This is a genomic window from Flavobacterium sp. SLB02, assembly GCF_009664855.1.
Taxonomy (GTDB): Bacteria; Bacteroidota; Bacteroidia; order Flavobacteriales; family Flavobacteriaceae; genus Flavobacterium.
Window position 1 is genome coordinate 4,526,210 of the sequence record NZ_CP045928.1, and the last position, 21,255, is coordinate 4,547,464.

General features: G+C 34.3%; 22 protein-coding genes and 1 riboswitch. Of the genes, 11 read left to right on the forward strand and 11 right to left on the reverse strand.

The features are described from left to right. Window positions 1-150: 150 nt before the first annotated feature. Together GIY83_RS16875 and GIY83_RS16880 are read right to left on the reverse strand one after the other, a co-directional pair. Window positions 151-522 carry a DUF3127 domain-containing protein gene (locus tag GIY83_RS16875; RefSeq protein ID WP_121322382.1) on the reverse strand — a complete coding sequence of 124 codons (372 nt, stop codon included), beginning with the start codon at window positions 520-522 and terminating at the stop codon, window positions 151-153. 31 nt (window positions 523-553) lie between these two features. Continuing rightward, window positions 554-1,429: a flavin reductase family protein gene (locus tag GIY83_RS16880; protein ID WP_208682576.1), complete on the reverse strand. Its 876-nt coding sequence runs from the start codon at window positions 1,427-1,429 to the stop codon at window positions 554-556. Between the two features lie 161 nt (window positions 1,430-1,590). On the opposite strand from GIY83_RS16880, the gene GIY83_RS16885 reads away from it, so the two are divergent. Beyond that, window positions 1,591-2,739: a PAS domain-containing sensor histidine kinase gene (locus GIY83_RS16885; RefSeq protein WP_208682578.1), complete on the forward strand. Its 1,149-nt coding sequence runs from the start codon at window positions 1,591-1,593 to the stop codon at window positions 2,737-2,739. Here the strand turns inward: GIY83_RS16885 and GIY83_RS16890 are convergent. The 3 genes from GIY83_RS16890 to greA form a co-directional block, all read right to left on the reverse strand. Continuing rightward, window positions 2,736-3,887 carry a transglutaminase domain-containing protein gene (locus GIY83_RS16890; RefSeq protein ID WP_208682580.1) on the reverse strand — a complete coding sequence of 384 codons (1,152 nt, stop codon included), beginning with the start codon at window positions 3,885-3,887 and terminating at the stop codon, window positions 2,736-2,738. The genes GIY83_RS16885 and GIY83_RS16890 overlap by 4 nt on opposite strands. A 73-nt stretch (window positions 3,888-3,960) precedes the next feature. Beyond that, window positions 3,961-4,350, reverse strand: coding sequence for an HIT family protein (locus GIY83_RS16895; RefSeq protein ID WP_208682582.1), 390 nt, complete (start codon window positions 4,348-4,350; stop codon window positions 3,961-3,963). A 73-nt stretch (window positions 4,351-4,423) separates the two neighbouring features. Then, window positions 4,424-4,900, reverse strand: coding sequence for a transcription elongation factor GreA (gene greA / locus GIY83_RS16900; RefSeq protein ID WP_065448058.1), 477 nt, complete (start codon window positions 4,898-4,900; stop codon window positions 4,424-4,426). 155 nt (window positions 4,901-5,055) lie between these two features. Between greA and GIY83_RS16905 the strand changes: the two genes are divergently transcribed. Beyond that, entirely contained in the window at window positions 5,056-5,469 is a 414-nt protein-coding gene (locus GIY83_RS16905; protein ID WP_208682584.1) for a hypothetical protein, read from the forward strand. A 55-nt stretch (window positions 5,470-5,524) separates the two neighbouring features. Here the strand turns inward: GIY83_RS16905 and GIY83_RS16910 are convergent, their stop codons facing one another. The 5 genes from GIY83_RS16910 to GIY83_RS16930 form a co-directional block, all read right to left on the reverse strand. After that, a complete protein-coding gene (locus GIY83_RS16910) occupies window positions 5,525-7,714 on the reverse strand; it encodes a TonB-dependent receptor (RefSeq protein ID WP_208682586.1) in 2,190 nt (729 codons plus the stop codon). An 80-nt stretch (window positions 7,715-7,794) separates the two neighbouring features. Beyond that, a riboswitch (TPP riboswitch) is annotated at window positions 7,795-7,889 on the reverse strand. Window positions 7,890-8,056: 167 nt separating this feature from the next. Further along, on the reverse strand, window positions 8,057-8,461 hold the full coding sequence (arfB, locus tag GIY83_RS16915) for an alternative ribosome rescue aminoacyl-tRNA hydrolase ArfB (RefSeq protein ID WP_194616026.1): 405 nt from the start codon (window positions 8,459-8,461) through the stop codon (window positions 8,057-8,059). Then, entirely contained in the window at window positions 8,461-10,575 is a 2,115-nt protein-coding gene (locus tag GIY83_RS16920; protein WP_208682588.1) for a DUF4301 family protein, read from the reverse strand. The genes arfB and GIY83_RS16920 overlap by 1 nt, the downstream gene beginning before the upstream one ends. Next, complete coding sequence (gene pnuC / locus GIY83_RS16925; protein WP_208682590.1) at window positions 10,536-11,159, reverse strand: nicotinamide riboside transporter PnuC; 624 nt, start codon at window positions 11,157-11,159, stop codon at window positions 10,536-10,538. The genes GIY83_RS16920 and pnuC overlap by 40 nt, the downstream gene beginning before the upstream one ends. Before the next feature lie 28 nt (window positions 11,160-11,187). After that, on the reverse strand, window positions 11,188-11,916 hold the full coding sequence (locus tag GIY83_RS16930; RefSeq protein WP_208682592.1) for a geranylgeranylglyceryl/heptaprenylglyceryl phosphate synthase: 729 nt from the start codon (window positions 11,914-11,916) through the stop codon (window positions 11,188-11,190). Between the two features lie 82 nt (window positions 11,917-11,998). On the opposite strand from GIY83_RS16930, the gene GIY83_RS16935 reads away from it, so the two are divergent. The 3 genes from GIY83_RS16935 (at window position 11,999) to GIY83_RS16945 (ending at window position 13,376) form a co-directional block, all read left to right on the forward strand. Beyond that, window positions 11,999-12,595 carry a Crp/Fnr family transcriptional regulator gene (locus tag GIY83_RS16935; RefSeq protein WP_208682594.1) on the forward strand — a complete coding sequence of 199 codons (597 nt, stop codon included), beginning with the start codon at window positions 11,999-12,001 and terminating at the stop codon, window positions 12,593-12,595. An 80-nt stretch (window positions 12,596-12,675) separates the two neighbouring features. After that, window positions 12,676-12,963 (forward strand): hypothetical protein, encoded by a 288-nt coding sequence (locus tag GIY83_RS16940; protein ID WP_194616021.1) that lies wholly within the window; start codon window positions 12,676-12,678, stop codon window positions 12,961-12,963. Beyond that, window positions 12,960-13,376, forward strand: coding sequence for a group III truncated hemoglobin (locus tag GIY83_RS16945; RefSeq protein WP_208682596.1), 417 nt, complete (start codon window positions 12,960-12,962; stop codon window positions 13,374-13,376). Before GIY83_RS16940 ends, GIY83_RS16945 begins: the two co-directional genes overlap by 4 nt. A 228-nt stretch (window positions 13,377-13,604) precedes the next feature. On the opposite strand, the gene GIY83_RS16950 is transcribed toward GIY83_RS16945, so the two are convergent. Next, on the reverse strand, window positions 13,605-14,255 hold the full coding sequence (locus GIY83_RS16950) for a 4'-phosphopantetheinyl transferase superfamily protein (RefSeq protein ID WP_208682599.1): 651 nt from the start codon (window positions 14,253-14,255) through the stop codon (window positions 13,605-13,607). A 320-nt stretch (window positions 14,256-14,575) separates the two neighbouring features. Here GIY83_RS16950 and ahcY point away from each other — a divergent pair, with 320 nt between their 5' ends. The 6 genes from ahcY to GIY83_RS16980 all read left to right on the forward strand — a co-directional run bounded on the left by ahcY (window position 14,576) and on the right by GIY83_RS16980 (window position 21,167). Further along, a complete protein-coding gene (gene ahcY, locus GIY83_RS16955; protein ID WP_065448069.1) occupies window positions 14,576-15,892 on the forward strand; it encodes an adenosylhomocysteinase in 1,317 nt (438 codons plus the stop codon). 233 nt (window positions 15,893-16,125) lie between these two features. Next, window positions 16,126-18,444: a patatin-like phospholipase family protein gene (locus GIY83_RS16960; RefSeq protein ID WP_194616018.1), complete on the forward strand. Its 2,319-nt coding sequence runs from the start codon at window positions 16,126-16,128 to the stop codon at window positions 18,442-18,444. 280 nt (window positions 18,445-18,724) lie between these two features. After that, window positions 18,725-19,300, forward strand: coding sequence for a hypothetical protein (locus GIY83_RS16965; RefSeq protein ID WP_194616017.1), 576 nt, complete (start codon window positions 18,725-18,727; stop codon window positions 19,298-19,300). 4 nt (window positions 19,301-19,304) lie between these two features. Continuing rightward, complete coding sequence (locus tag GIY83_RS16970) at window positions 19,305-19,589, forward strand: hypothetical protein (RefSeq protein WP_194616016.1); 285 nt, start codon at window positions 19,305-19,307, stop codon at window positions 19,587-19,589. Window positions 19,590-19,595: 6 nt separating this feature from the next. Then, window positions 19,596-20,234, forward strand: coding sequence for a hypothetical protein (locus GIY83_RS16975; protein WP_194616015.1), 639 nt, complete (start codon window positions 19,596-19,598; stop codon window positions 20,232-20,234). A gap of 90 nt (window positions 20,235-20,324) precedes the next feature. Beyond that, on the forward strand, window positions 20,325-21,167 hold the full coding sequence (locus tag GIY83_RS16980; protein ID WP_194616014.1) for a hypothetical protein: 843 nt from the start codon (window positions 20,325-20,327) through the stop codon (window positions 21,165-21,167). Window positions 21,168-21,255 lie beyond the last annotated feature (88 nt).

The following is a 21,255-nucleotide window of genomic DNA, read 5'->3' on the forward strand; positions in this document are numbered from 1 at the left end:
TTCCAAATTCCAATTCTCAACACAATATTGTCCTTGCGGGGAACAAAGCAATGACACACGCTATTATTGTGTAAAAAAAACAAAATTCCAAACCCCAATTGCATATTTCATGAATTGGAATTTGGAATTTATTTTTTGAGATTTAAACTTTTAGAAAGGTAAATCGTCCGGTTCGTCTTCGTTTAAATTAGTTGCCGGAGCAAAAGCTTCTGCAGCAGGCATTGCCGGAGTTTGACCAGGACCTTCTGGCGCTAATCTTTCGATTCTCCAACCTTGAATACTATTGAAATATCTGGTTTCTCCTTGTGGATTAACCCATTCTCTTCCTCTTAAATTGATAGAAACTTTTACGGCCTCACCTTGTTTGTAGCTACTTAATAAATCGCATTTATCTTGTGTAAACTCGATCAGAATATGCTGTGGATACTGCTCATCTGTGGTAACAACCAACTCTCTTTTTTTGAATGCAGCACTCACTTGTTGCTCTGGGTTCACCACTTTTACTTTTCCTGTAACTTCCATCTTCTTTCTATATTAATTATTGTTTCTTTTCTTATTTTTTTGCTAAAAGCACTTTCCATGCCGATGAAATATCATCGTTATTCAAATATTTTTTGGCTTCTAGATGTACCTTTTCCTGATCATCGGAACTTAATACTCCTTTCACCGAAAAGTTTTCTTTCACAAATATACTAACTTCTTCCGTTGTAGGCAAGGCTTCAATGTTACCTAATTTTCCAAGATCATTTCCGTTAAAAACGGGGCTTTCCCTGATATAATTAGGGATCACATCTACGCCAACGCCTAATGTTGTCAGAGGTTTTGGCACTTCAAAAAGCCCTTGGTTCGATCTTGAATACCAGTTACTTCCCAATCTCGAAACCAGATCAATTTTATGCTGATCGATGGCTCCGTTTTCATCTAAAACAGCTTCATGAATATGAATTTTTACGACTTCGCAAAGAATCAAATTGCCTGCTCCGCCCTGGTCTCCTAGCGGAATAATCTGCGTAACTTTGCACTCAAACTGCACCGGCGACTCTTTTACACGATACGGTTTAACAAAATCTGACGGAATTTGGGTTAGTCCGGCCTTGATAAATTCGTTGACACCTTCTCCATATTCAGTACTGGCCAATGAGGCTTGCTGCACAATATCATAATTAACTACATTAATCACCACTTCACGAGTTGCCTCTGCATTGATCAACGTATGTTTTACAGTATTATCACGTACACGACGTGCCGGCGAAAAAACTAAAATTGGCGGATTGGCACTGAACACGTTAAAGAAACTAAATGGCGACAAATTCGGGATTCCTTTGGCACTAATAGTACTTGCAAATGCAATAGGCCTTGGCCCCACAGCGCTTTGCAAATAACCCTGCAGTTTTGCCGTTGGTATTTCTTTTGGATCGATGCTAATCATAGATTTTTCTTTTTGACCAAATCTCATTTCGGTTACTGCAAAAGTAGATAAATCGTTTATCCCAAAGAAATAGTTTTAGACTTAAAAACAAAAAATCTTTAGCCGTTTATAAAATATTAAATGTGTTTATTTCGTTATATTTATACCTCAAAAAATAATTTATGTCTTTTTCTGAAAGAAGAAATACAACTCGTTGGATTATTATTTTCATTTCCTTTTTAATCATTTCTTTGATTCTCTGGAACACTTATACTTTTTTCCAAATTTTCAAAAATGAAGAGAGACTAAAAATGAATCTTTGGGCCAATGCACAAAAAACACTGGTAAACGCCGATGAAAATACCGACCTCGATTTACCTCTTAACATTTTAAATAACAATACATCGGTTCCTGTTATGCTTACGATGTACAATAAAGTAATCAGCTCTGTAAATGTTCCTGAAGAAGTTCTTGCCGACAAAAAGAAATCAATGTCGTATTTAAAGAACTTAAAAAGTGAAAATGAACCCATAATTATCGAATATGCACCAGGAAAACACCAGGAGGTATATTACGGAAACTCGGCATTACTTAATAAACTCAAATATTATCCCGTTGCATTATTGCTGATCATCTTTTTATTTGGCGCTCTTATTTATAACTTTTACAGAAGTAACAAGATGGCCACTCAAAATAAACTTTGGGCCGGAATGGCAAAGGAAACCGCGCATCAAATCGGGACACCTTTATCTTCATTAATTGGCTGGGTTGAAATATTAAAAACAGAAGAAATAGATCAGTCGATAACTACAGAAATAGAAAAAGACATTGAGAGACTGCAAACTATTACGGATCGTTTTTCTAAAATTGGATCGGTTCCTGTTTTAGAAAAGCATGATATTATTGCAGAGACATTACATACTTACGAATACTTGCAATCACGTTTTTCTAAACAAGTTACTTTCTCTTACAATACTCCAAAAGATCCTGTTTTGGTTATGATAAACCCAACGCTGCACAGCTGGACGATTGAAAATTTAGTCAAAAATGCCATTGATGCTATGAAAGGAAAAGGAAGCCTGGATCTTCGAATTGAACAAGATGCGCATCATGTCAAAATAAACGTAAAAGATTCCGGAACCGGGATTGCTAAGAATCAATTTAAAACCATTTTCGAACCAGGATTCACCACAAAAAAACGTGGTTGGGGACTAGGGCTTTCCCTTACCAAAAGAATCGTTGAAGAATATCATGGCGGAAAAATAAAAGTCCTCCATTCTGAAATTGGAAAAGGAACTACATTTCAGATTTCTCTAAATAAAATGGTTTAATTTAACGGAATACCAAACCAACTTACTTTTGTAAACATTGTTTTTCGAGCCAATTTTGACTTGCCTAAATATTTCTCAACAAATAAAAAATGTTCTTCGGATTGGCTAATAGCCTGATTTATTCCAGTTAATAAAGAAGTTATACTAGCTTGATTGCTTTTAGAAACAGTACCTAAGTTATCTAATAATTCTTTACTTTTTAAAAGCTTGTCTTTAGGTGAAGTAATCATTTTTTTTAGTTCATCATCAGAAACATTCGGCTTAAATTGATTATTTCTAAAGGTGACAAATGTATTGAACTCACCGATACCTTCATTATAAAGACTTACAATTTTATTCACTTTTAAAAATTCAACTTCATTTCTTTTATAAGCCAGTCTATCAAAAATCATTGCATTTTTAACTCCGTTTTTCTCTATTCGATCTGCTGAGCTTACTAATTTTTCAATCTCAGATAAAGAATTGTATTTTTCAATTTCACTATCATAATCAAATTTTACTTTCGATTTATTTACTGCAAAATTACCTTTATAAAACTCTTCATTTGTTATTGGATAATCTAAAAATTGCCACAAATAATCAAAAGACATGTGCGATGTAATGATTTTTGACGGATCTGTTTTAAAATAATAATTATTTATCTTCTTAACAAATTTACCTGCCGCAATAGAGCCTGATCCCCAGGTTGGATCAAAAACAAACCATTTACCGTCTATTTTTGCCCCACACCAGGCGTGTGATATATAATCGGTAAAACCGTTTTGTTTTGTGTATCCTTCTATAACTACAGATTCTATTCCTGCCTTGTTGGCGATATCATTAAAAACCTCAGCATAATTAATACAAACTCCTTTTTTGTTTTTAAGTGCTTTATTTATTTTATCTTCTTTACTTTCGTTAAAGTTTACTGCAAACATATTTTCTACATCATAACTAATATTCGAGGCTGTCCAATAAAACACAGCTCGTATTTTGTCTTCATCTGTTTTAAAATTATCTTTTATATAATTAGCAATATTCTGGGTTGATTTACCTGAACCAGCGTCAATTTTAGAAATTTGCTTATCTACAACTTCATAATTATTTTTAACTTGCCCTGAGGCTATGATAGAATAAAATGTGATTACTAATACTATATATCTTTTCATGATTAAAATTTTTGCTTAAAAAAAAATCACAATAAAAATTGTGATTTCTTTTTAAAAAAACTTAATATTTTATTTACAAATTTACCTGAATACTTTTAGCCAAAGCTTCAAATTCTTCTTTAGAAAGTGATACTTTATCATGAAAACGCATTTCATCCATATGGTTTAATGGAATTAAATGAACGTGTGCATGAGGCACTTCTAATCCTACAACGGCTATCCCAACTCTTTTGCAGGGAACGGTTTTCTCTAAAGCGGTTGCAATTTTCTTAGAAAACTCCATTAGACCTAAATACAACTCATCATCCATATCAAAAATCTTATCGATTTCTTGTTTCGGAATGCAAAGCGTATGTCCTTTTGCATTTGGATTTACATCTAAAAAAGCCAAATAATTATCATCTTCAGCAATTTTATATGCAGGAATTTCTCCGTTTACTATTTTGGTAAATATTGTACTCATCATTTAATTTTTTAAAAAGCATTATAGTGAGATTGCTTTCGCCCCGGCGAACAGGTCATTCCTGGCAATGACTTTAGTCTCTTGTAATTTCAAGAATTTCAAATTTCAAAACTCCGTTTGGCACTGTAATTTCTGCTACTTCTCCAACAGATTTCCCCAGTAAGCCTTTCCCTATAGGAGATGTTACAGAGATTTTTCCTGTTTTCAAATCGGCTTCACTTTCAGCAACAAGGGTATATTTCATTTCCATTCCGTTGCCCTGGTTCTTAATTTTTACATTAGAAAGTACCAATGCTTTCGAAACATCCAATTGAGATTCATCTATTAATCTTGCGTTAGAATACACTTCTTCCAATTTAGAAATTCTCATTTCTAACAATCCTTGTGCTTCTTTTGCGGCATCATATTCGGCGTTTTCAGATAAATCACCTTTGTCTCTTGCTTCTGCTATATCTTGAGATGCCTTTGGACGCATTACACTTTTTAAATGCTCCAACTCATCTTTTAATTTTTTTAATCCTTCTGCTGTATAATAAGATACTTTACTCATAACTTCGTCGTTTATATAAATACAAAAAATCCCATCGGGACGGGATTTTGTATTACAAATATACTATTATTTTTTATAGTACATAATTATATGTTAATCATATAAAAATCAAATCTAAATAAATTATTTTTGTTTCACTAATTCTTATTAAAATAATGAAAAAATTCTGGCTATTAATCGTGTTTGTTTCTGTACTTATCTCTTGCAGTGATAATGGCGTAAGTAACAAAAACCCAAACATACCAAATTATCCTGTTAACCTGACAGTTGACATGAATTTACCGGCGTATTCTAATCTTAAATTTGCAAGTAACGCTGTTATCGTTCCGAATTACGGAGCAAAAGGAATTATTATTTTTAATACCGGAAGCGGCTATAACGCATTTGATGCGGCTTGTCCTAATCAAGCTGTGAATTCATGCATTGCGATGACAATTAACGGTATCAATGCTGTTTGTTCCTGCGATAAAACGGAGTACAGTTTATTTACCGGACTTGGAGGAAAAGAATATCCATTAAAACAATATCGTGTTGAAGTAGGCGGAAGCGTAATTCACGTTTACAATTAATATAAAAAAAAGCCTGAAAATTTAAACTTTCAGGCTTTTTTGTTTTTTAGGCTTTTTAGAATTTCAATGTCAGTCCGGCCAGGAAATTAATCCCCGCCTGAGGATAATAGTATGGGTAGATATCCCACATGGCTCCGTTTGAAACATATTTTTTATCCAGAATATTATTTACTAAACCGGTAATCATAATCGATTTAAAAACTGATTTTGGTTTTATCTCATAAGACACATTCAAATCGTTTACAAAATAGTCTGCCAGCTTCGCTTCAGGCAATTCGATATTGTTCATGTATTGCTCTCCAACAAATTTTTGCAATAATGAAATGTGTAAACTCTCCATCGGGCTGTACACAATAATATTTCCCGCAATTACATTTGGCGAATAAGCAATATCTGTTGTTCCGTAATATTGTCCTTCAACTGCTAAGTCAACGTTTTTATTGCTGCTTAAAGTAAAGTTTGGTCTAAGAAGGAATTTCTCTGAAAGCTTTATTGTTGCATCTACTTCAAATCCTAAACGGTAACTTTTTTCAGTATTGGCACGAATTGGCGCTCCAACATCATCTAATCTTCCCGTTAAGATCAACTGATCTTTATAACCCATATAGTAGAAATTAGAATTCAGCTGGAATTTCTCTGAATTGAATCTCCATCCTAATTCAAAATCATTTAATTTTTCAGGTTTTACATTTCCACCTTCATAATCGGTTCTGTTAGGTTCACGATTAGCACGCGCGTACGAAAAGTAAAGTGTATTCTTTTCATTGATTTCGTAGTTTAATCCTGCTTTTGGATTGAAGAAATCAAAAGTATCATCGACTATTCCTGTTTCTTTTGAATTTGCTTTGTACTGAACTCTTCTATATTGTAAATCTCCGTAGAAACTCAATTTTTCTGTAAACTGATAATTGGCTTTCGCGAAAACATTTCCATCCGTTTTTGTTGAATAATCATCATAATAATGATCTGCCAATTCTGACTGTCCAGAGTTTCGCGCCCAAATTACTTTTCCGTAATGATCTCCTTCGTATTTGTTCCAGCCTCCGCCAAGAATAACATCCAGTTTTTCTTCTTTGTATTTTACAGAAAAAGTTGTTCCGTAAAAATCATTGTCTAACCATTTCTGACGAATTAAATCTGTTCCCGGAACTAATTCTCCCAAGTCATTTTCAACCATTTTGGTAGGCTGAATTGGTCCGTATCCAGCAATTGGTTCGTTGTATTTATAATTTTCATAAAACCCTAGCCCTTTAGTATAATGAACAGCTAAGTTGCTGCTCCATTTATCAGTCCATGATTCACTCCAATGTAACTGATAATGGTTTTGTTTGTAATTATCAGTTTCATTATCGTAGAAATGAACATTTCCTGCCTCATCTTTATATTTTCCTGCAGAGTTGTAAGTACGATCTGAATTTAAAGTTTCAGCATCAATTCCGTTCCAGGATTGGTATGTTTTTTCGGTTCCACCAAAAACTAACGCTTTAATTAAAGTCGTTTTTCCAACATAAGTTCCTTGCAGAAAATAAGATTTCAGATCAGAAGTAGCACGATCTACATAACCATCAGATTTAATGGTAGACAAACGCCCGGCCAACTCAAAATGATCGTTTAATAAACCTGTACTGAATTTTACCGTATTTTTATTTGAATTGAAACTTCCGTAAGAACTCGAAATTTCTCCCGTTGGCTTTGAAGCATAATTATCTGTAAGCATGTTTAAGCTCGCGCCAAAAGCTCCTGAACCATTGGTAGAAGTTCCTACCCCGCGCTGTAACTGAAGACTTTCTACAGAAGAGGCAAAATCGGGCATATTTACCCAGAAAGTTCCCTGGCTTTCAGAATCGTTATACGGAATTCCGTTGATGGTTACGTTTACCCTTGTAGCATCGCTTCCGCGGACTCTGATTCCGGTATAGCCTATTCCGCCTCCTGCATCAGAAGTGGTAACAACAGATGGAAGATAGTTCATTAAAACTGGAATATCCTGTCCTAAGTTTCTAAATTTAATTTCTTTTTTATCCATATTACTAAACGTAACCGGAGTTTTTGTCGTAACACGAACTGCCGAAACTAACACATCGTCAAGCTTATTGACTTTGGTTGAATCTTGTACTTGTGCGAAAGAGTAAAGAGAATAGAATAAAGAAAATAGAGTAAAGAAAATAAATTTGGTTCTGCTCACTTTTTGAGCCTTAGAACCTTTACCACTTAGTACCTTAGCACCTAAAAAAAATGTTTTCATTCGTAAAGAATTACGAATAAAAGGGGGAATTATTCTTTGTTAAATTAATAAATGTTTCACGACAAAATATAGTGTGCACGCCAAAATTGTCGTTTATTTCCCTTAGCGACATTACTCGCTCAGGTTCGTTGGGTATGATCTCAGCTCGTTATTTAGAGCACCCCTTTGAGACAGTGCAAATGTAGTGTTAAAAATTTCAAAAGTCAAAAGACAATGGCAAAAATCAATTACAATAAATTAAATTCCAAAAAACAATAAATCCCAAAAAACTGAAATTCCAAATTCCAATTGAAAACTACATAAGTGAGCTTTTTGGAATTTGGAATTTTAAAATTTGGAATTTTATTCTAAATCTGGTTTTCTTCGAGATTGTTTTCTTTCAGAAATATTCTTTTTGTCTTTGATTCGTTTTTTAATTACCGATTTTGGGATTTTGGTGGCTTTACGAACTTTAGGTACAAACAATCCTTTTTTGATGATTTCCAAAAAACGTTTAATGACAATATCTTTGTTTTTAAGCTGACTTCTGTCTTCATCACAATTTAAAATTAAGATATTTTCTGCGGTTAAACGTGGTGCAATATTCGTTAGCAAAAGCAGCTTCTCTTCTTCAGATAAAGCCTGAGAAGTATTCAAGTAAAAAGTCAAAACTACTTTCGATGATACTTTGTTTACGTTTTGTCCCCCAGCGCCACTACTTCTGACCGCTTTAAAAGTTAACTCTGATATGATTTTTTCGATATCCATTATTGTGGCTGATGTGCTGCTTTTAATAAATCGTTTACTGTTTTTACCGGATTAAAAGTAATCAAGGGTACTGCCACAAAAATAGTCAACCAGTTTGCCATTGCGCCATTCCATAAGCCCGGTAATTCGTAGCTCTTAACTATTTTTCCCTCGACACTTTTCTCGACTATAAAACCTGCTTTGTGATCTACAAATTGCAGTAAATCAAACTTTTCATTTTTATAGTTTTTAATTCCGCAAACCAGATCAACCGGATTAAAATGAGTTGCTTCGGCAAGAATTTCCGTTTGTTTTTTGTTCGCCAAATCTACTTGCGACGTTTCTACAATTTGCAACGAAACAGCTCCTTTATCATTTCTCACCCAAAATGGTCCTCCACCCGGTTCTCCTTCATTTTTTACCATTCCGCAAACGCGAATAGGCCTGTCCAGCAATTCTTTTATTTTATTGACTTTATTCTCGAAAGTGAATTTATTAAAATCATTACTTAACTCAATATTGAGTTTCTGCATTAAAAAAGCAACAATTTCTTCGATGTTTTCTTCTTTTATTTCCTGCTTTTCAATTGCATTTAAATAACCGAAAACTTTTTGCTGCACTTTTATTAAAACACCGGCCAAAGCCTTTTTATACAATGCAATTTTATCAATATGATTTTGAATTACATTGTCAATGTTTTTTATAAAAATAATATCCGAATCGAGTTCTTTTAAATTTTCTATTAATGCGCCATGTCCTCCTGGTCTAAAAACCAAATGATTGTCTTTGTCCCTGATAGGATTATTTTTTGCATCGACACAAATAGAATCGGTGCTTTTGTTTTGGTACGAATAACCAATATCAATTTTAATTTTCGAATCCTGTTCTACTTTTTCTTTTAGTACCTCAACTTCGTTTTCAAATAAAGCCTGATGAATTTCAGAAACCGTAAAATGCAAATTAGAAACCTGATTTGAAGTTGCATAATGTACACATTCGTTCAAATGTTCTTCTATTGGGTTTGCTATATGTGTTTTATAATGATGAAATGGCAAAACTGCTTTTGGTTTGTTTGCAAAATCAAAGTAATCAGAATCTAGTAATATCTTTACGAAATAATAATTTTTATAATCGCGGTCTAAAGTTTCAAAATCAGGATAAACCTCTTTAAGCTTTTGGTCTACTGATTTAAAGAACGGAAACTTATCCATTGCCACAATAAAAATAGACAAATCACTTTCTTTTTTTCTGTTGATATAAGCGTTTATCGTTTCTTTTTTAATATCAAAATCATTCAAAAAAGCGCTTAAAAATTTAAACATTCTGCTTGCCGCGCCTGATGCCGGAACAAACTTTTTTAGTTTTAATGTCTCTTTTTGAAGATCAAAAAAATGAGCCCTTTCTTCAAATTCAGCTTCTGAGAGACTTAAAATCCCGTTATTGATCGTTGCCGGGCTTATTAAGTTGCTTTTTAAAATGCCGTTCTTAAAAATTTCAAGCTGTTTTAGAATTTTATCAAAAGGGATTCCGTGATTGTATATCTGCACAAAATCTGCTGATGAAAAACCATGTTGTTTTGCCACAGACAAATTATCAATAATTGCAGTTGCTTTTGCCAAACGGCTTTCTTTATCACCGGATAGTGTTATAAAGGGCTTTTTGGTATCAATTAGGGTTTGTTTAAAAACAGAGAATACAGATTCCCTCCCATCAGGAGTATCTCTAATGTCGTCTTTCTCCCAGGGAACATCTATATCTGTAAGGAAAAATAAATCGTAATCATGTTCTAATGCCGCTTCGTTTAAAAGCGGATCACAAAAACCATAATACATTTCAGAGAAAACTTTGGTCACCATCAAATTAGTATCAGAAAACAAATACTTTTTTGCCGAGGCCAATTTTTTATTTTCTAATGCAACCTGTCCATACGCAATAGGCAGCATATCATCGGCAACACAAATGTGTTGGTTCTCTTCCCATTTTTCCTGCAAATAATCACGTGCAAACTCAGGAACCCATTCGGTTTCGTAATATTCTGCAAGTTGTTTTGCCAATGTAGTTTTGCCCGTACTTTCAGGACCAAATAAGGCAATTTTTATGATAGCTGTTTTTTGCTGTCTAAGATTTTTCTCCATTCTAAATAAGCTGAAATAGCCAAAATTGTAAAAATTAAATATTGTAGCGACAACATCCCTAAACCGCGATAGGCATAAAGAGGTACTACAATAATGTCGCCAATGATCCAAAGTGTCCAGTTTTCGATCTTTTTCCTGGCCATGTACCACATTCCTGCAAAAAATATTCCAGACGAAATCATGTCGACATAATTGTCATTTTTGATCTCGTAATCAAAATATTTATAAATTCCGAAAACTACAAAAACAGTTACAAAAAACAGTATAACTCCAATTATTTTTTCATTAACATTTGTTCTCGTAATTGGCAAATTATCTTCTACGGTTCCGCCTTTTGCCCAAACATACCAACCGTAAATACTCATTATAGAGAAATAACCATTAATAATCATATCGCCAATATAACCTGCAACGTATAACAAATACACCGAAATAACGGTCGCAATTAGTCCTGTTGGGTATACCCAGATATTTTCTTTCTTCGCAAACCAAACACTTAAAATCCCACAAACAAAAACTAAAAATTCCAGGGCAATATGCCAAAGTGGAGCGTTTTTGTAACTTTCAAGAAAAAAATCTATCATTGGGCTGGTTGTTTTTGGTGGTTCTTAATTATGATTCAAAAAAATGACTGTCGTTTTCGAAAGCAGTCCCTATAACGACCAGATCTGCACCGGCAGTATAGGCATTTTGAATTCCTTGCAAATCTACAATTCCTCCTCCAACAATAATAGGAATATTGACATTTTGAGCAATTAACTGTATCATTTCCAGCGGAACCGGTTTCTTTGCTCCACTTCCCGCCTCCAGATAAATCAATTGATTGCCTAACATTTCTCCGGCCTGTGCAGTGGCCAGAACCAAATCAAAATTTTCTCTGTTTAATGGCTTTGTTTTGCTTACTCGTGCTACGGCAGTTTCATTACCGCTTTCGATCAAAATATAACCTGTAGAAATAACTTCAAGGTTCGTTTTTTTAAGAATTGGTGCTGCCTGAACCTGATATTCTATCAAATAATCCGGATTTCTTCCGGATAATAAAGACAAGAACAAAATAGCATCGGCCTGAGGTGAAATTTGCGACGGATTACCCGGAAATATTACAACGGGCAAATTTGTTTTTTGTTTTAATGCTGCAATTAAATCCTCTAAGATTGTAGATTCTACAATACTTCCTCCCACAAAAATATGTGTTGCAGGCGATTGATTGATTTTAAGCAGCAAATGATCTAAATTTTCCCAAACAATTTTATCAGGATCTAAAAGTATGGCGAGTAATTTTTGTCTGTTACTTTTAGCTTCCAGAATTTGCTGGCGTATATTGGGTATTTTTTGTCTCATAACGGGCGTAAAAGTAAAAGTTTTTTAATGTAGAAGAACTATTTTGAATGAATTATATTTGTGTTATAGCTAAAACAAAATTATGATTGCAATTGATCTGTTGGAGAAATATGGCGCATTGAAGAAATCTTTCGATAAAAACCAAATTATTTTTGAAGAAGGCAATCTTCCAACGCATTACTATCAGATCATTTCCGGCGAGGTAAAAATGAGCAATTACAATGATGACGGCCGAGAATTTATTCAGGGTATTTTCTATAAAGAGCAATCTTTTGGAGAACCGCCTTTATTTTTAAACCAAAATTATCCTGCCAATGCAATCGCTGCCCAAGATGCAGAAGTTCTTGTGCTGCCTAAAAGCAGTTTTATGAAATTGCTCGAAGAAAATGCCAACGTGAGTATTAAAATCATCGAGAATTTAGCGCAGCGATTGTATTATAAATCGGTTATGGCGGCAGAGATGTCTACGCAGGAACCTGAACACCGTGTCCTTAAATTAATCGATCACGGAATCGCTTATTTTAATTTTCAAAAAGATGAAAACGGTTACCTCATCAATTTTACCAGACAACAGATTGGAGATTTAACCGGTTTGCGCGTCGAAACCGTAATTAGAACCATAAAAGCTCTTGAGAAAAAAGGTGTTCTGAAGATCATAAACAGAAAAGTATACCGATAAAAAAGTTCTTGTTTTATGATTTTAATCATAAATACGAGGTGTAAAGTGCTTGTACCTTTGTTACTCTAAAAACAAATATTATGACACTTTATCAAACAACATTCGAAAATTTCAATAAAAATTATATGGGTTCTGCAGCAATGGCTGTAATTGGTCAAAGCTGTTTAGGCGCCGCTGCAGCGATGTATATTCTTTCTCACGGAACCTCTATTGGTCAAATGATACAATTAGGAATTATTGTATTAGCTTGTATTCTTGCCAACACTTCTATACTTGCACAAATGAAACACAAAGTGGTTTTTAACTTTATCATTACAAGTGCTATTTTAAGTGTTTTACTTATCATCCTGAACAATTTTATCCTATGAGAAAACCAATAGAAAACAGGGTTGATATCTCTTGTTTAGTACATCAGTTTTATGCTAAAATAAGAGCCGATGAAGAAATCGGCTTTTATTTTAATACGATGATTAAAGATTGGGATTCGCATCTGGAAAAGCTGATTGATTTTTGGGAAACGAATTTGTTTGCTGTAAAAAAATACAAAGGAAATCCGCATGCTGTACACAACGAAGTTGATGCTCATTTTGAAAGCAAAATCACTTCGAACGAATTTGGTATTTGGCTTAACTATTGGTTTCAAACCATAGACGAGCATTTTGAAGGCGAAAATGCCGATACGCTAAAAAGACGCGCCAGAAAAATGGGAACTTTTTTGTTTATGAGTATCTTTGAGCATCGTAAGAAGATGAGTGAAGCTTCTTTAGAGCATTTAAATTAAACGCATTTTTTGTCCTTGCGAGGAACCAAGCAATCACACTAACAATTGATTTAGAAAATGAGATTGCTTCGTTCCTCGCAAGGACACGATTGTGGTTACATTTCGAAGATGGATTAAAATCCATCCCTACAATATGCTTCGTTCCTCCGGAACTCTTTTTAATTTTTGATTTTATTATCGAAATCGAAATGACAAGATTATCGCCAGTATTGGAATTTCATCCCAAATTTATTTTTCAAAAGCATAAACCAAAGTAAAGTCCTGCCCTGAAGTACTTGACTTGATCTCTTTATAATGCACATCAAAATCTACTACAAGATCATTAAAATGCAGGCTGGCCTCTGTTAGGTTTTCGTTTAATGAAAAAGCATTTACCCTGATATGATCTTTGAAACTGATTCCCTTTTCGTTTCTGATTTTAAAAATCGCTTCTTTTGCGCCCCAAATTACGGTAAGTTCCTTGATATAATCGGGTGTATTTTGAGTGTTTAAGTAACTGGTTTCACTATCTACAAATTTATCAGCGATTCTTAGGATTTTTTCGCGTTGTAATTCCATGTCGATGCCTACGGTTTCGTCGCTAATGATAATAGCGGCAAAATCGTGCGAATGTGTAATTGAGATATGATTGTGACAATTAAAATAAGGTTTCCCAAATTCGTCATAATGCATTTCGTGATCTGTAAAACCCATTTCCTGTATTAGCATACGAACGCTCAAAAAAGCACGCTGATGCATTTGCGACTTCATTCCGTTTAGTCTTTGCTGCGTTTTATCTTTTAAGACTACCTTGCTCAATAACTCCTCAAAAGATTCGGTTATGTGCCAAATTAAGATTTTGGTAGTTTCGTTGAATTGTATGGTTTCGAATAAAGGCATTCTTTTTTAATTATGAATTATGAGTTTTAAGTTATGAATTATTTTCCGGATTTGAAAACTGAACTTCTTATTTAATGTCTCGTCTTTTTAGACCTGATGGAAACGGCATCCTTTTGTGGTGGGGTTCACCACAAAAGATATAGTGGACAGCAGGAAATAGCTCCTTATTTTCAAAATCATCTTACAACAAGTAAATTATTTAGCTAAAGTTCAAAAGATTAAGAAATTAAACATTTCACAAATCTTATAGAAAGTAGGTAAAATTAAAAACCTATTCCGTAAATTTGCAAAAATTTTACAATATACAAATATACTATATAATGAGTACTACAACTACGCCTTTTGTGGCTTTCAAAGTAAAAGACATCTCTCTAGCGGCTTGGGGAAGAAAAGAAATTGAATTGGCTGAAGCTGAAATGCCAGGTTTAATGGCTCTTCGCGCTGAATATAAAGACGAACAACCTCTTGCAGGTGCTCGTATCGCTGGATGTTTACACATGACGATCCAGACTGCAGTTTTAATCGAAACTTTAATTGCTCTTGGTGCAGAGGTTACATGGTCTTCTTGTAACATTTTCTCTACTCAGGATCAGGCTGCTGCTGCTATTGCTGCTGCAGGAATTCAGGTTTATGCATGGAAAGGTTTAGATGAGCAATCATTTGACTGGTGTATTGAGCAAACTTTATTCTTTGGCGAAGACAGAAAACCTTTGAACATGATCCTTGATGACGGTGGAGATTTAACTAACATGGTTATTGATCGTTTCCCGGAATTGGTTCCTGGAATCAAAGGATTATCTGAAGAAACTACAACTGGAGTCCACAGACTCTACGAAAGAGTAAAAGCCGGAACTTTACCAATGCCTGCAATCAACATTAATGACTCTGTTACTAAATCTAAATTTGATAACAAATACGGTTGTAAAGAATCTGCTGTAGATGCTGTACGTCGTGCTACTGACTTAATGTTGGCTGGAAAAAGAGTTATTGTTTGCGGATACGGTGATGTTGGAAAAGGAACTGCTGCTTCTTTTAGAGGTGCCGGATCTATTGTAACGGTTACTGAAATCGATCCAATTTGTGCTTTACAAGCTGCAATGGACGGTTACGAAGTTAAAAAATTAAATACTGTAATTGCTACTGCTGATATCATCATTACAACTACAGGAAATAAAGATATCGTTCTTGGAGAGCACTTCGAACAAATGAAAGACAAAACTGTTGTTTGTAACATTGGTCACTTTGACAACGAAATTGATATGGCTTGGTTGAACAAAAACCACGGTGCATCGAAAATCGAAATCAAACCACAAGTTGACAAATACACTATCGCTGGAAAAGATATCATCATTCTTGCTGAAGGTCGTTTGGTAAACCTTGGTTGTGCTACAGGTCACCCAAGTTTTGTGATGAGTAACTCATTTACCAACCAAACTCTTGCTCAAATCGAATTATGGAAAAACAGCGCTGCTTACAACAATGACGTTTATATGTTACCAAAACATTTAGATGAAAAAGTTGCTGCTTTGCACCTTGCTAAATTAGGAGTTGAATTGGAAACTTTACGTGACGATCAGGCTGCTTATATTGGTGTTCCGGTTGAAGGTCCTTTCAAACCAGAGTACTACAGATACTAAATAGATTTTAGATTTTAGTTCCGAAACTTCGGGATTAGATTCTTGAAATTACTAAATATTAGAACCCTTGCAGAAATGTGAGGGTTTTTTATTTCAAAATCCTTTCCTTTATAAGTAAATTGTTTTTTATCCTTAAACACATTTCTTACAAAAAATTATATTTTTAAAAAATAAGTCCTTAATTTTAAAAATAAAATAAGTATCTATTTATCAAATACATAAATGTTATAATCTTGAAAAAAACATCTTATTTGTTCGTCTTCTTATTTTTACTTAGCCTCCCGCACACTATTTTTTCTCAGGAAAAGAAACCCAAAGTCGTTTTGGTCTTAAGTGGTGGTGGCGCAAAAGGTATTGCACATATTCCGCTTTTACAAAAACTAGATTCTTTGCACATTGTACCTGATCTTATTGTTGGGAACAGTATGGGCAGCATTATAGGAGGTTTGTATGCGATGGGCTATTCTGGTGATAGTATCGAGAAATTAACCAAAGATATTAATTGGGATAAACTATTTGGCGGAGGCCAGTCCTTACGATCTGTAAGCGTAGAGGAAAAAAGAGAATTCCAGAGATATTTAGTGGGAATAGGAATTAAAGATAAAAAACTAAACAGCGTTGGCTCCCTTTTAAATGATCAAAACTTAAGAGAATATCTCGCAGAATTAACCTATCCGGTATATAATATTAAAGATTTTGACAGCCTGCCAATACCGTTTAGAGCCATGGCTACTGATTTGGCCGAAGGAAAAGAGGTTATTTTAAGCAAAGGCAATCTTGCTTATGCCATGAGAGCGAGTATGTCATTGCCAGGTATTTTTAAGCCTATGACATACGAAAAAACGGTATTAGTCGACGGAGGGGTACTGAATAATTTTCCCACAGATGTCGCCAAAGAAATGGGTGCCGACTTTATTATTGGCAGTGATGTGGGTGGCGGATTGGAACCAATAGCCAAACTGAACAATCTTATAACTATATTGACTCAAACCAGTATGTTCCCAAGTAATATTAAGAATCCGGCAAACCGAAAACTTTGCAATATCTTAGTAGATCACCTGCCTAACTTACGTTTTTCTACTGCTGATTTTGCAGATAGCGAAGAAATCTATAAAGACGGGAAAATTGCCACAAACGAAAATCTTCCCGCCTTGATTGTATTATCAGAAAAACTAAAAGCATACACACAACGAACTCACGAATTACCAAACATACCCGCAGAATTTATTCTTGACACTATTGTGTACAAAAAAATCAGTCCTGAAAACCTTGCGCTGGTATTAGGAAGAATAAATCTTAAAACACATGTAAAATATACCACCAAAGATTTAATAGCAGGTATCAACCGCGCAATGGGCACGAATCTTTTTGATGAAATTACATACAGCTATTTTATCAAAGATGACAATAAACTAGGAGTAACGATATTTGGACATGAACGTGCCAAAAACCAACTGAACACATCAGTACATTATGACACTTACCGGGGCGTTGGAATCATTTTTAATTACACTGCCAGAAATGTTCTTGCCAGAGCATCCCGGCTTCTTTTAACAGTCGATATTGCAGAACAGCCAAAAGCACGAATCAATTATCAGAAAAATTTTGGAAAAAACCGAGACTGGTGGTGGTCATCTGAACTTTATGGAGCTTTTTTAAGGCAAGAGATTTATTTTAACGGCAAAGCTTCAGATAATGTACTTTATAATGCTGTAGAATTCAGTAATGAGATCAACAGAAATTTAAATTCACTAAAAAGTTATTTTGGCTATGGTTTAAATTATCAATACGCCAATTTAAAACCAAAATACGACAGAGAATACAATCCAAATTCCATCGATATCACGAATTATTCCTTAAACAGCATCGAACTCAACATGCATTATTCCTACAATGATATGGATAAAGTTTTCTTTGCTGAAAACGGAAAAATTATAAAAGCAAATGTAACCCGATCATTGTTATCAGATGTCTACACCTCTTTTAACGCCCCGGATCGAACAAGTATATCCGGTGCAACCAATGGTTATACAAAATTTGGTTTCAGCTTTGAAAAGAGAACCCTCTTAAAAAAGAAAATTACCGGAATCATTGGGTTTGATTCTTATTTTATTTTTGAGGATAAACTCAAAGACAGCCAAATCCCATTTTCGGATTTTGGTTATGCTTCAAAATATTTCTTAGGAGGAAATATACCCAGTTCCGGTAGTAATCGTTTTTCATTTCCCGGCCTACACGAAGACGAACTGAATGTTTCACAATATATGGGCTTAAAACTAGCTTCTCAAATAAACCTTATGGGAAAAATCTATTTAACTCCCCATTTTAATATCTCTACTGTTGGGTTTGAATCTTTTGATAAATACATTAACAAAGCCTTTAGTCCAAAAGGAAATTGGGATGATGGCTTCGACCCTAGCCTTGTAATATCCGGAGGAGCCGCTATTTCTTATCAATCCATTTTAGGCCCTATTCATTTTGATACTTCCTGGATCAATAATATCGACAAAGTGAGATTGTTTTTTAGTGTCGGATTATCATTCAATCCATAGCAACAGTAAATTAGACATTTACGATTCTTCAATCTAAAATCAGAAAATCAAAAATAATTATCAGGGCGTGCCACCATCCTGATAAGAGCGCCAAAATACTGTACGTGTATACGCCCTCTTATCAGGATGGTGTCAGGCTATCCGTGCTACTTCGGTAGCTCACTGCGATCCCCTCCCGCTCACGTAAACCAAGAACATTAATTTAATCAGATATTTTAGACGGTTTTTAAATTTAAACTTTACATTTGAACTTCAAATCCCCAATATCTAAAACCTAATTATGAGAACACGCCTTTTTTTAATCCTAATAATATTGTTGCCTTTTTTTACCAATGCCCAATCTAGTATGCAAAGACAAATGCAGGCTTCGAACGCAATGGTGAGACAGCAAAACCAAATGTTTCTGCAGCAACAACAGCAACAACGTGCTATGGCAAGCATGATGAACAACATCGAAACAAAAGAAACCAAACTAGCCAAAGAAGAAAAAAAACTTAAAAAACTTCAGGAAAAATCAAAACAAAGAGAAGCCGATTTAAAGACAAAAAACGACGCACTAAAAACTCTTGAAATCAACTCCGAGAAAAGCAATAATTCTGACATTCTAAAAGATATCGAAAAGTCTAAAAAAGAAATCGCCAAGTCTGAAGAAAAAATAAGCAAATCGAAAACAGATATCGAAAAGAGTTCGACTAAAATTCAAGATTTACAAAACCAGATACAAGCTGATAAAATCAAAAAAGAAGAATTAGAGAAAAAGCACGAAGAAGAAAAAAAGGCCAAAGAAGAAGAAAAAAGAGTAAAGGAAGAGGAAAAGGCGAAAAAACAAAAAGAAAAGCAAGACAAGAAAAAATAGCACTATGATCGAAAAAGTTGTATGCGAAACGCACGGCACAAAAGACATGTCTTTCTCCTGTATTCATATTTCAATGGCAATAGACCAAAAAGAAAAAGTAGGTTTCTTCTATTCTGAAGCCGAAGAAGATCTCCCACAAATTGCCTGGTGCGGAGCATGTGAACAATGGCTGCTGGATAACGGTGAAGAATGGACAGACGTTTTTCAAACTAATGCCGATTTTAAAATATTATGTGCTGATTGTTTTGATGAGGCAAAAAACAAGGAAACAGAGATTCATCTAAGATAAATAAACATGATTTCTACAAAAAACTTTACATTATTACCCCATAAAAATGCATTACAAAATATCTGTAAAGTAATCTCGGTTTTGGATGCTATTATTTGCCAGGAATGGGAATATCGATATTATTCGTATAATTCTAAATGGGGAGAAGGCGAAGAATTTTGCGAAATGAGAGATGGATCCGGCGATTTAATGAACATTCTTTTTCTTGAAAATCATTGTGTAATAAATGGTTTTGCACACGAATTTCAGCATAACAAAAAAAGTGATCTGACTAAAAATTTACCTGAAATTTATAATGAATTTATATTTGGGGAACCCGTCGCCTCTCTCGGAACTACATTTTGTTTATGGACAAATGAAACCGGAAATTGGCAAGTAGGAATGATTGAAGATTATAATGACAATTCAGCTGAATTACTCGCTATTTTTGACGGAAATCCTCAGACTTACATTGACTGGGCAAGCGAATATTTTGAAGATTCTTATAAAGAAACCGGAATACCATTAAAAACAGTAACCGAAATTTATCAAGGCAAGATATTAACCAAAGAAATGGTTTTATCTATTGTTGACGAAATCGAAGATTGGGGATTATTAGAAGAAGATTTAAAGGAAATAAATTACCCTTATGATTTCAATAAATAAACGTCCTAATACAGTTTATCAAACAGATCATACATTAGCAAAAAAATATAAAAACAAACAATCAAAACCTTACTAATTTAGACCTTAAAAATGAATGTAAAATTACTCATCACAAGTTTATTCCTTCTTCTTACTTCTGTCACTTTCTCTCAAAAAATATCCGTTAGTGAAATAAATGAAAAAAGATCCACATCAGAGAATTCGTTTTACAACGAATGCGAAATTGAACTCAAAATATGGGGAGATGAAATTCGAAAATACAAATTTGTTAAAATCAGTAAAATCACTAAGGCAATCGATGACCAGGGACTTGACCTGATCAATGAAGACAGGACTAATTCCGATTATATTAAAATAGATCAGACCGCTAAAATCAAACTGGAAACCAAAGTTCCATCCCGAAAAGCAAAAACCATTAAAGAACTGAGCGGAGAAGTAAGTCTATACAATCCTAATGTAGCAAATGGGAGTGAAATTAAAATTGCTAATTATCAGAGTAAAACCAATGTAAATCTTGTACCTGGCAAATCCGACATTCAAATCCTTTATCTGACAAAAGAATCTTACGCAAAATATGTCAAAGAGAATAAAGACAAAAAAGCAGAAGAGCTTAAAAAACTACCCGAAGCTGCAAGACAGCTTGCCGAAGGCTTGGTAGGTGCTTTCGACGGCCTTTTTAGCTCTGACGAGACTGATGACTCTAATAAAGTTTACTTTTATGTAAATGGCGATAAAGCTAAATTTGTCGATTTATTTTTTGAAGACGCAACCGGCAAGAAAATAGAACGAAATGGCAGTATGAGCAACAATAACTTGTTTACTTACTATTTTGACGAAAAACCAAATACAAACTGGAAATTGGTAATTAATATCGAGACAGATAAATCAACCAAAAAAGTTCTTTTTAAACTAATGGACATTGAATTGCCATAATTTAAACTCGAATTAATCCGTAAAAAGTATATTATCTTACCTATTCCTCTTTTCACATCAACACAAAGGTTAACTTTGTGAAAAACGT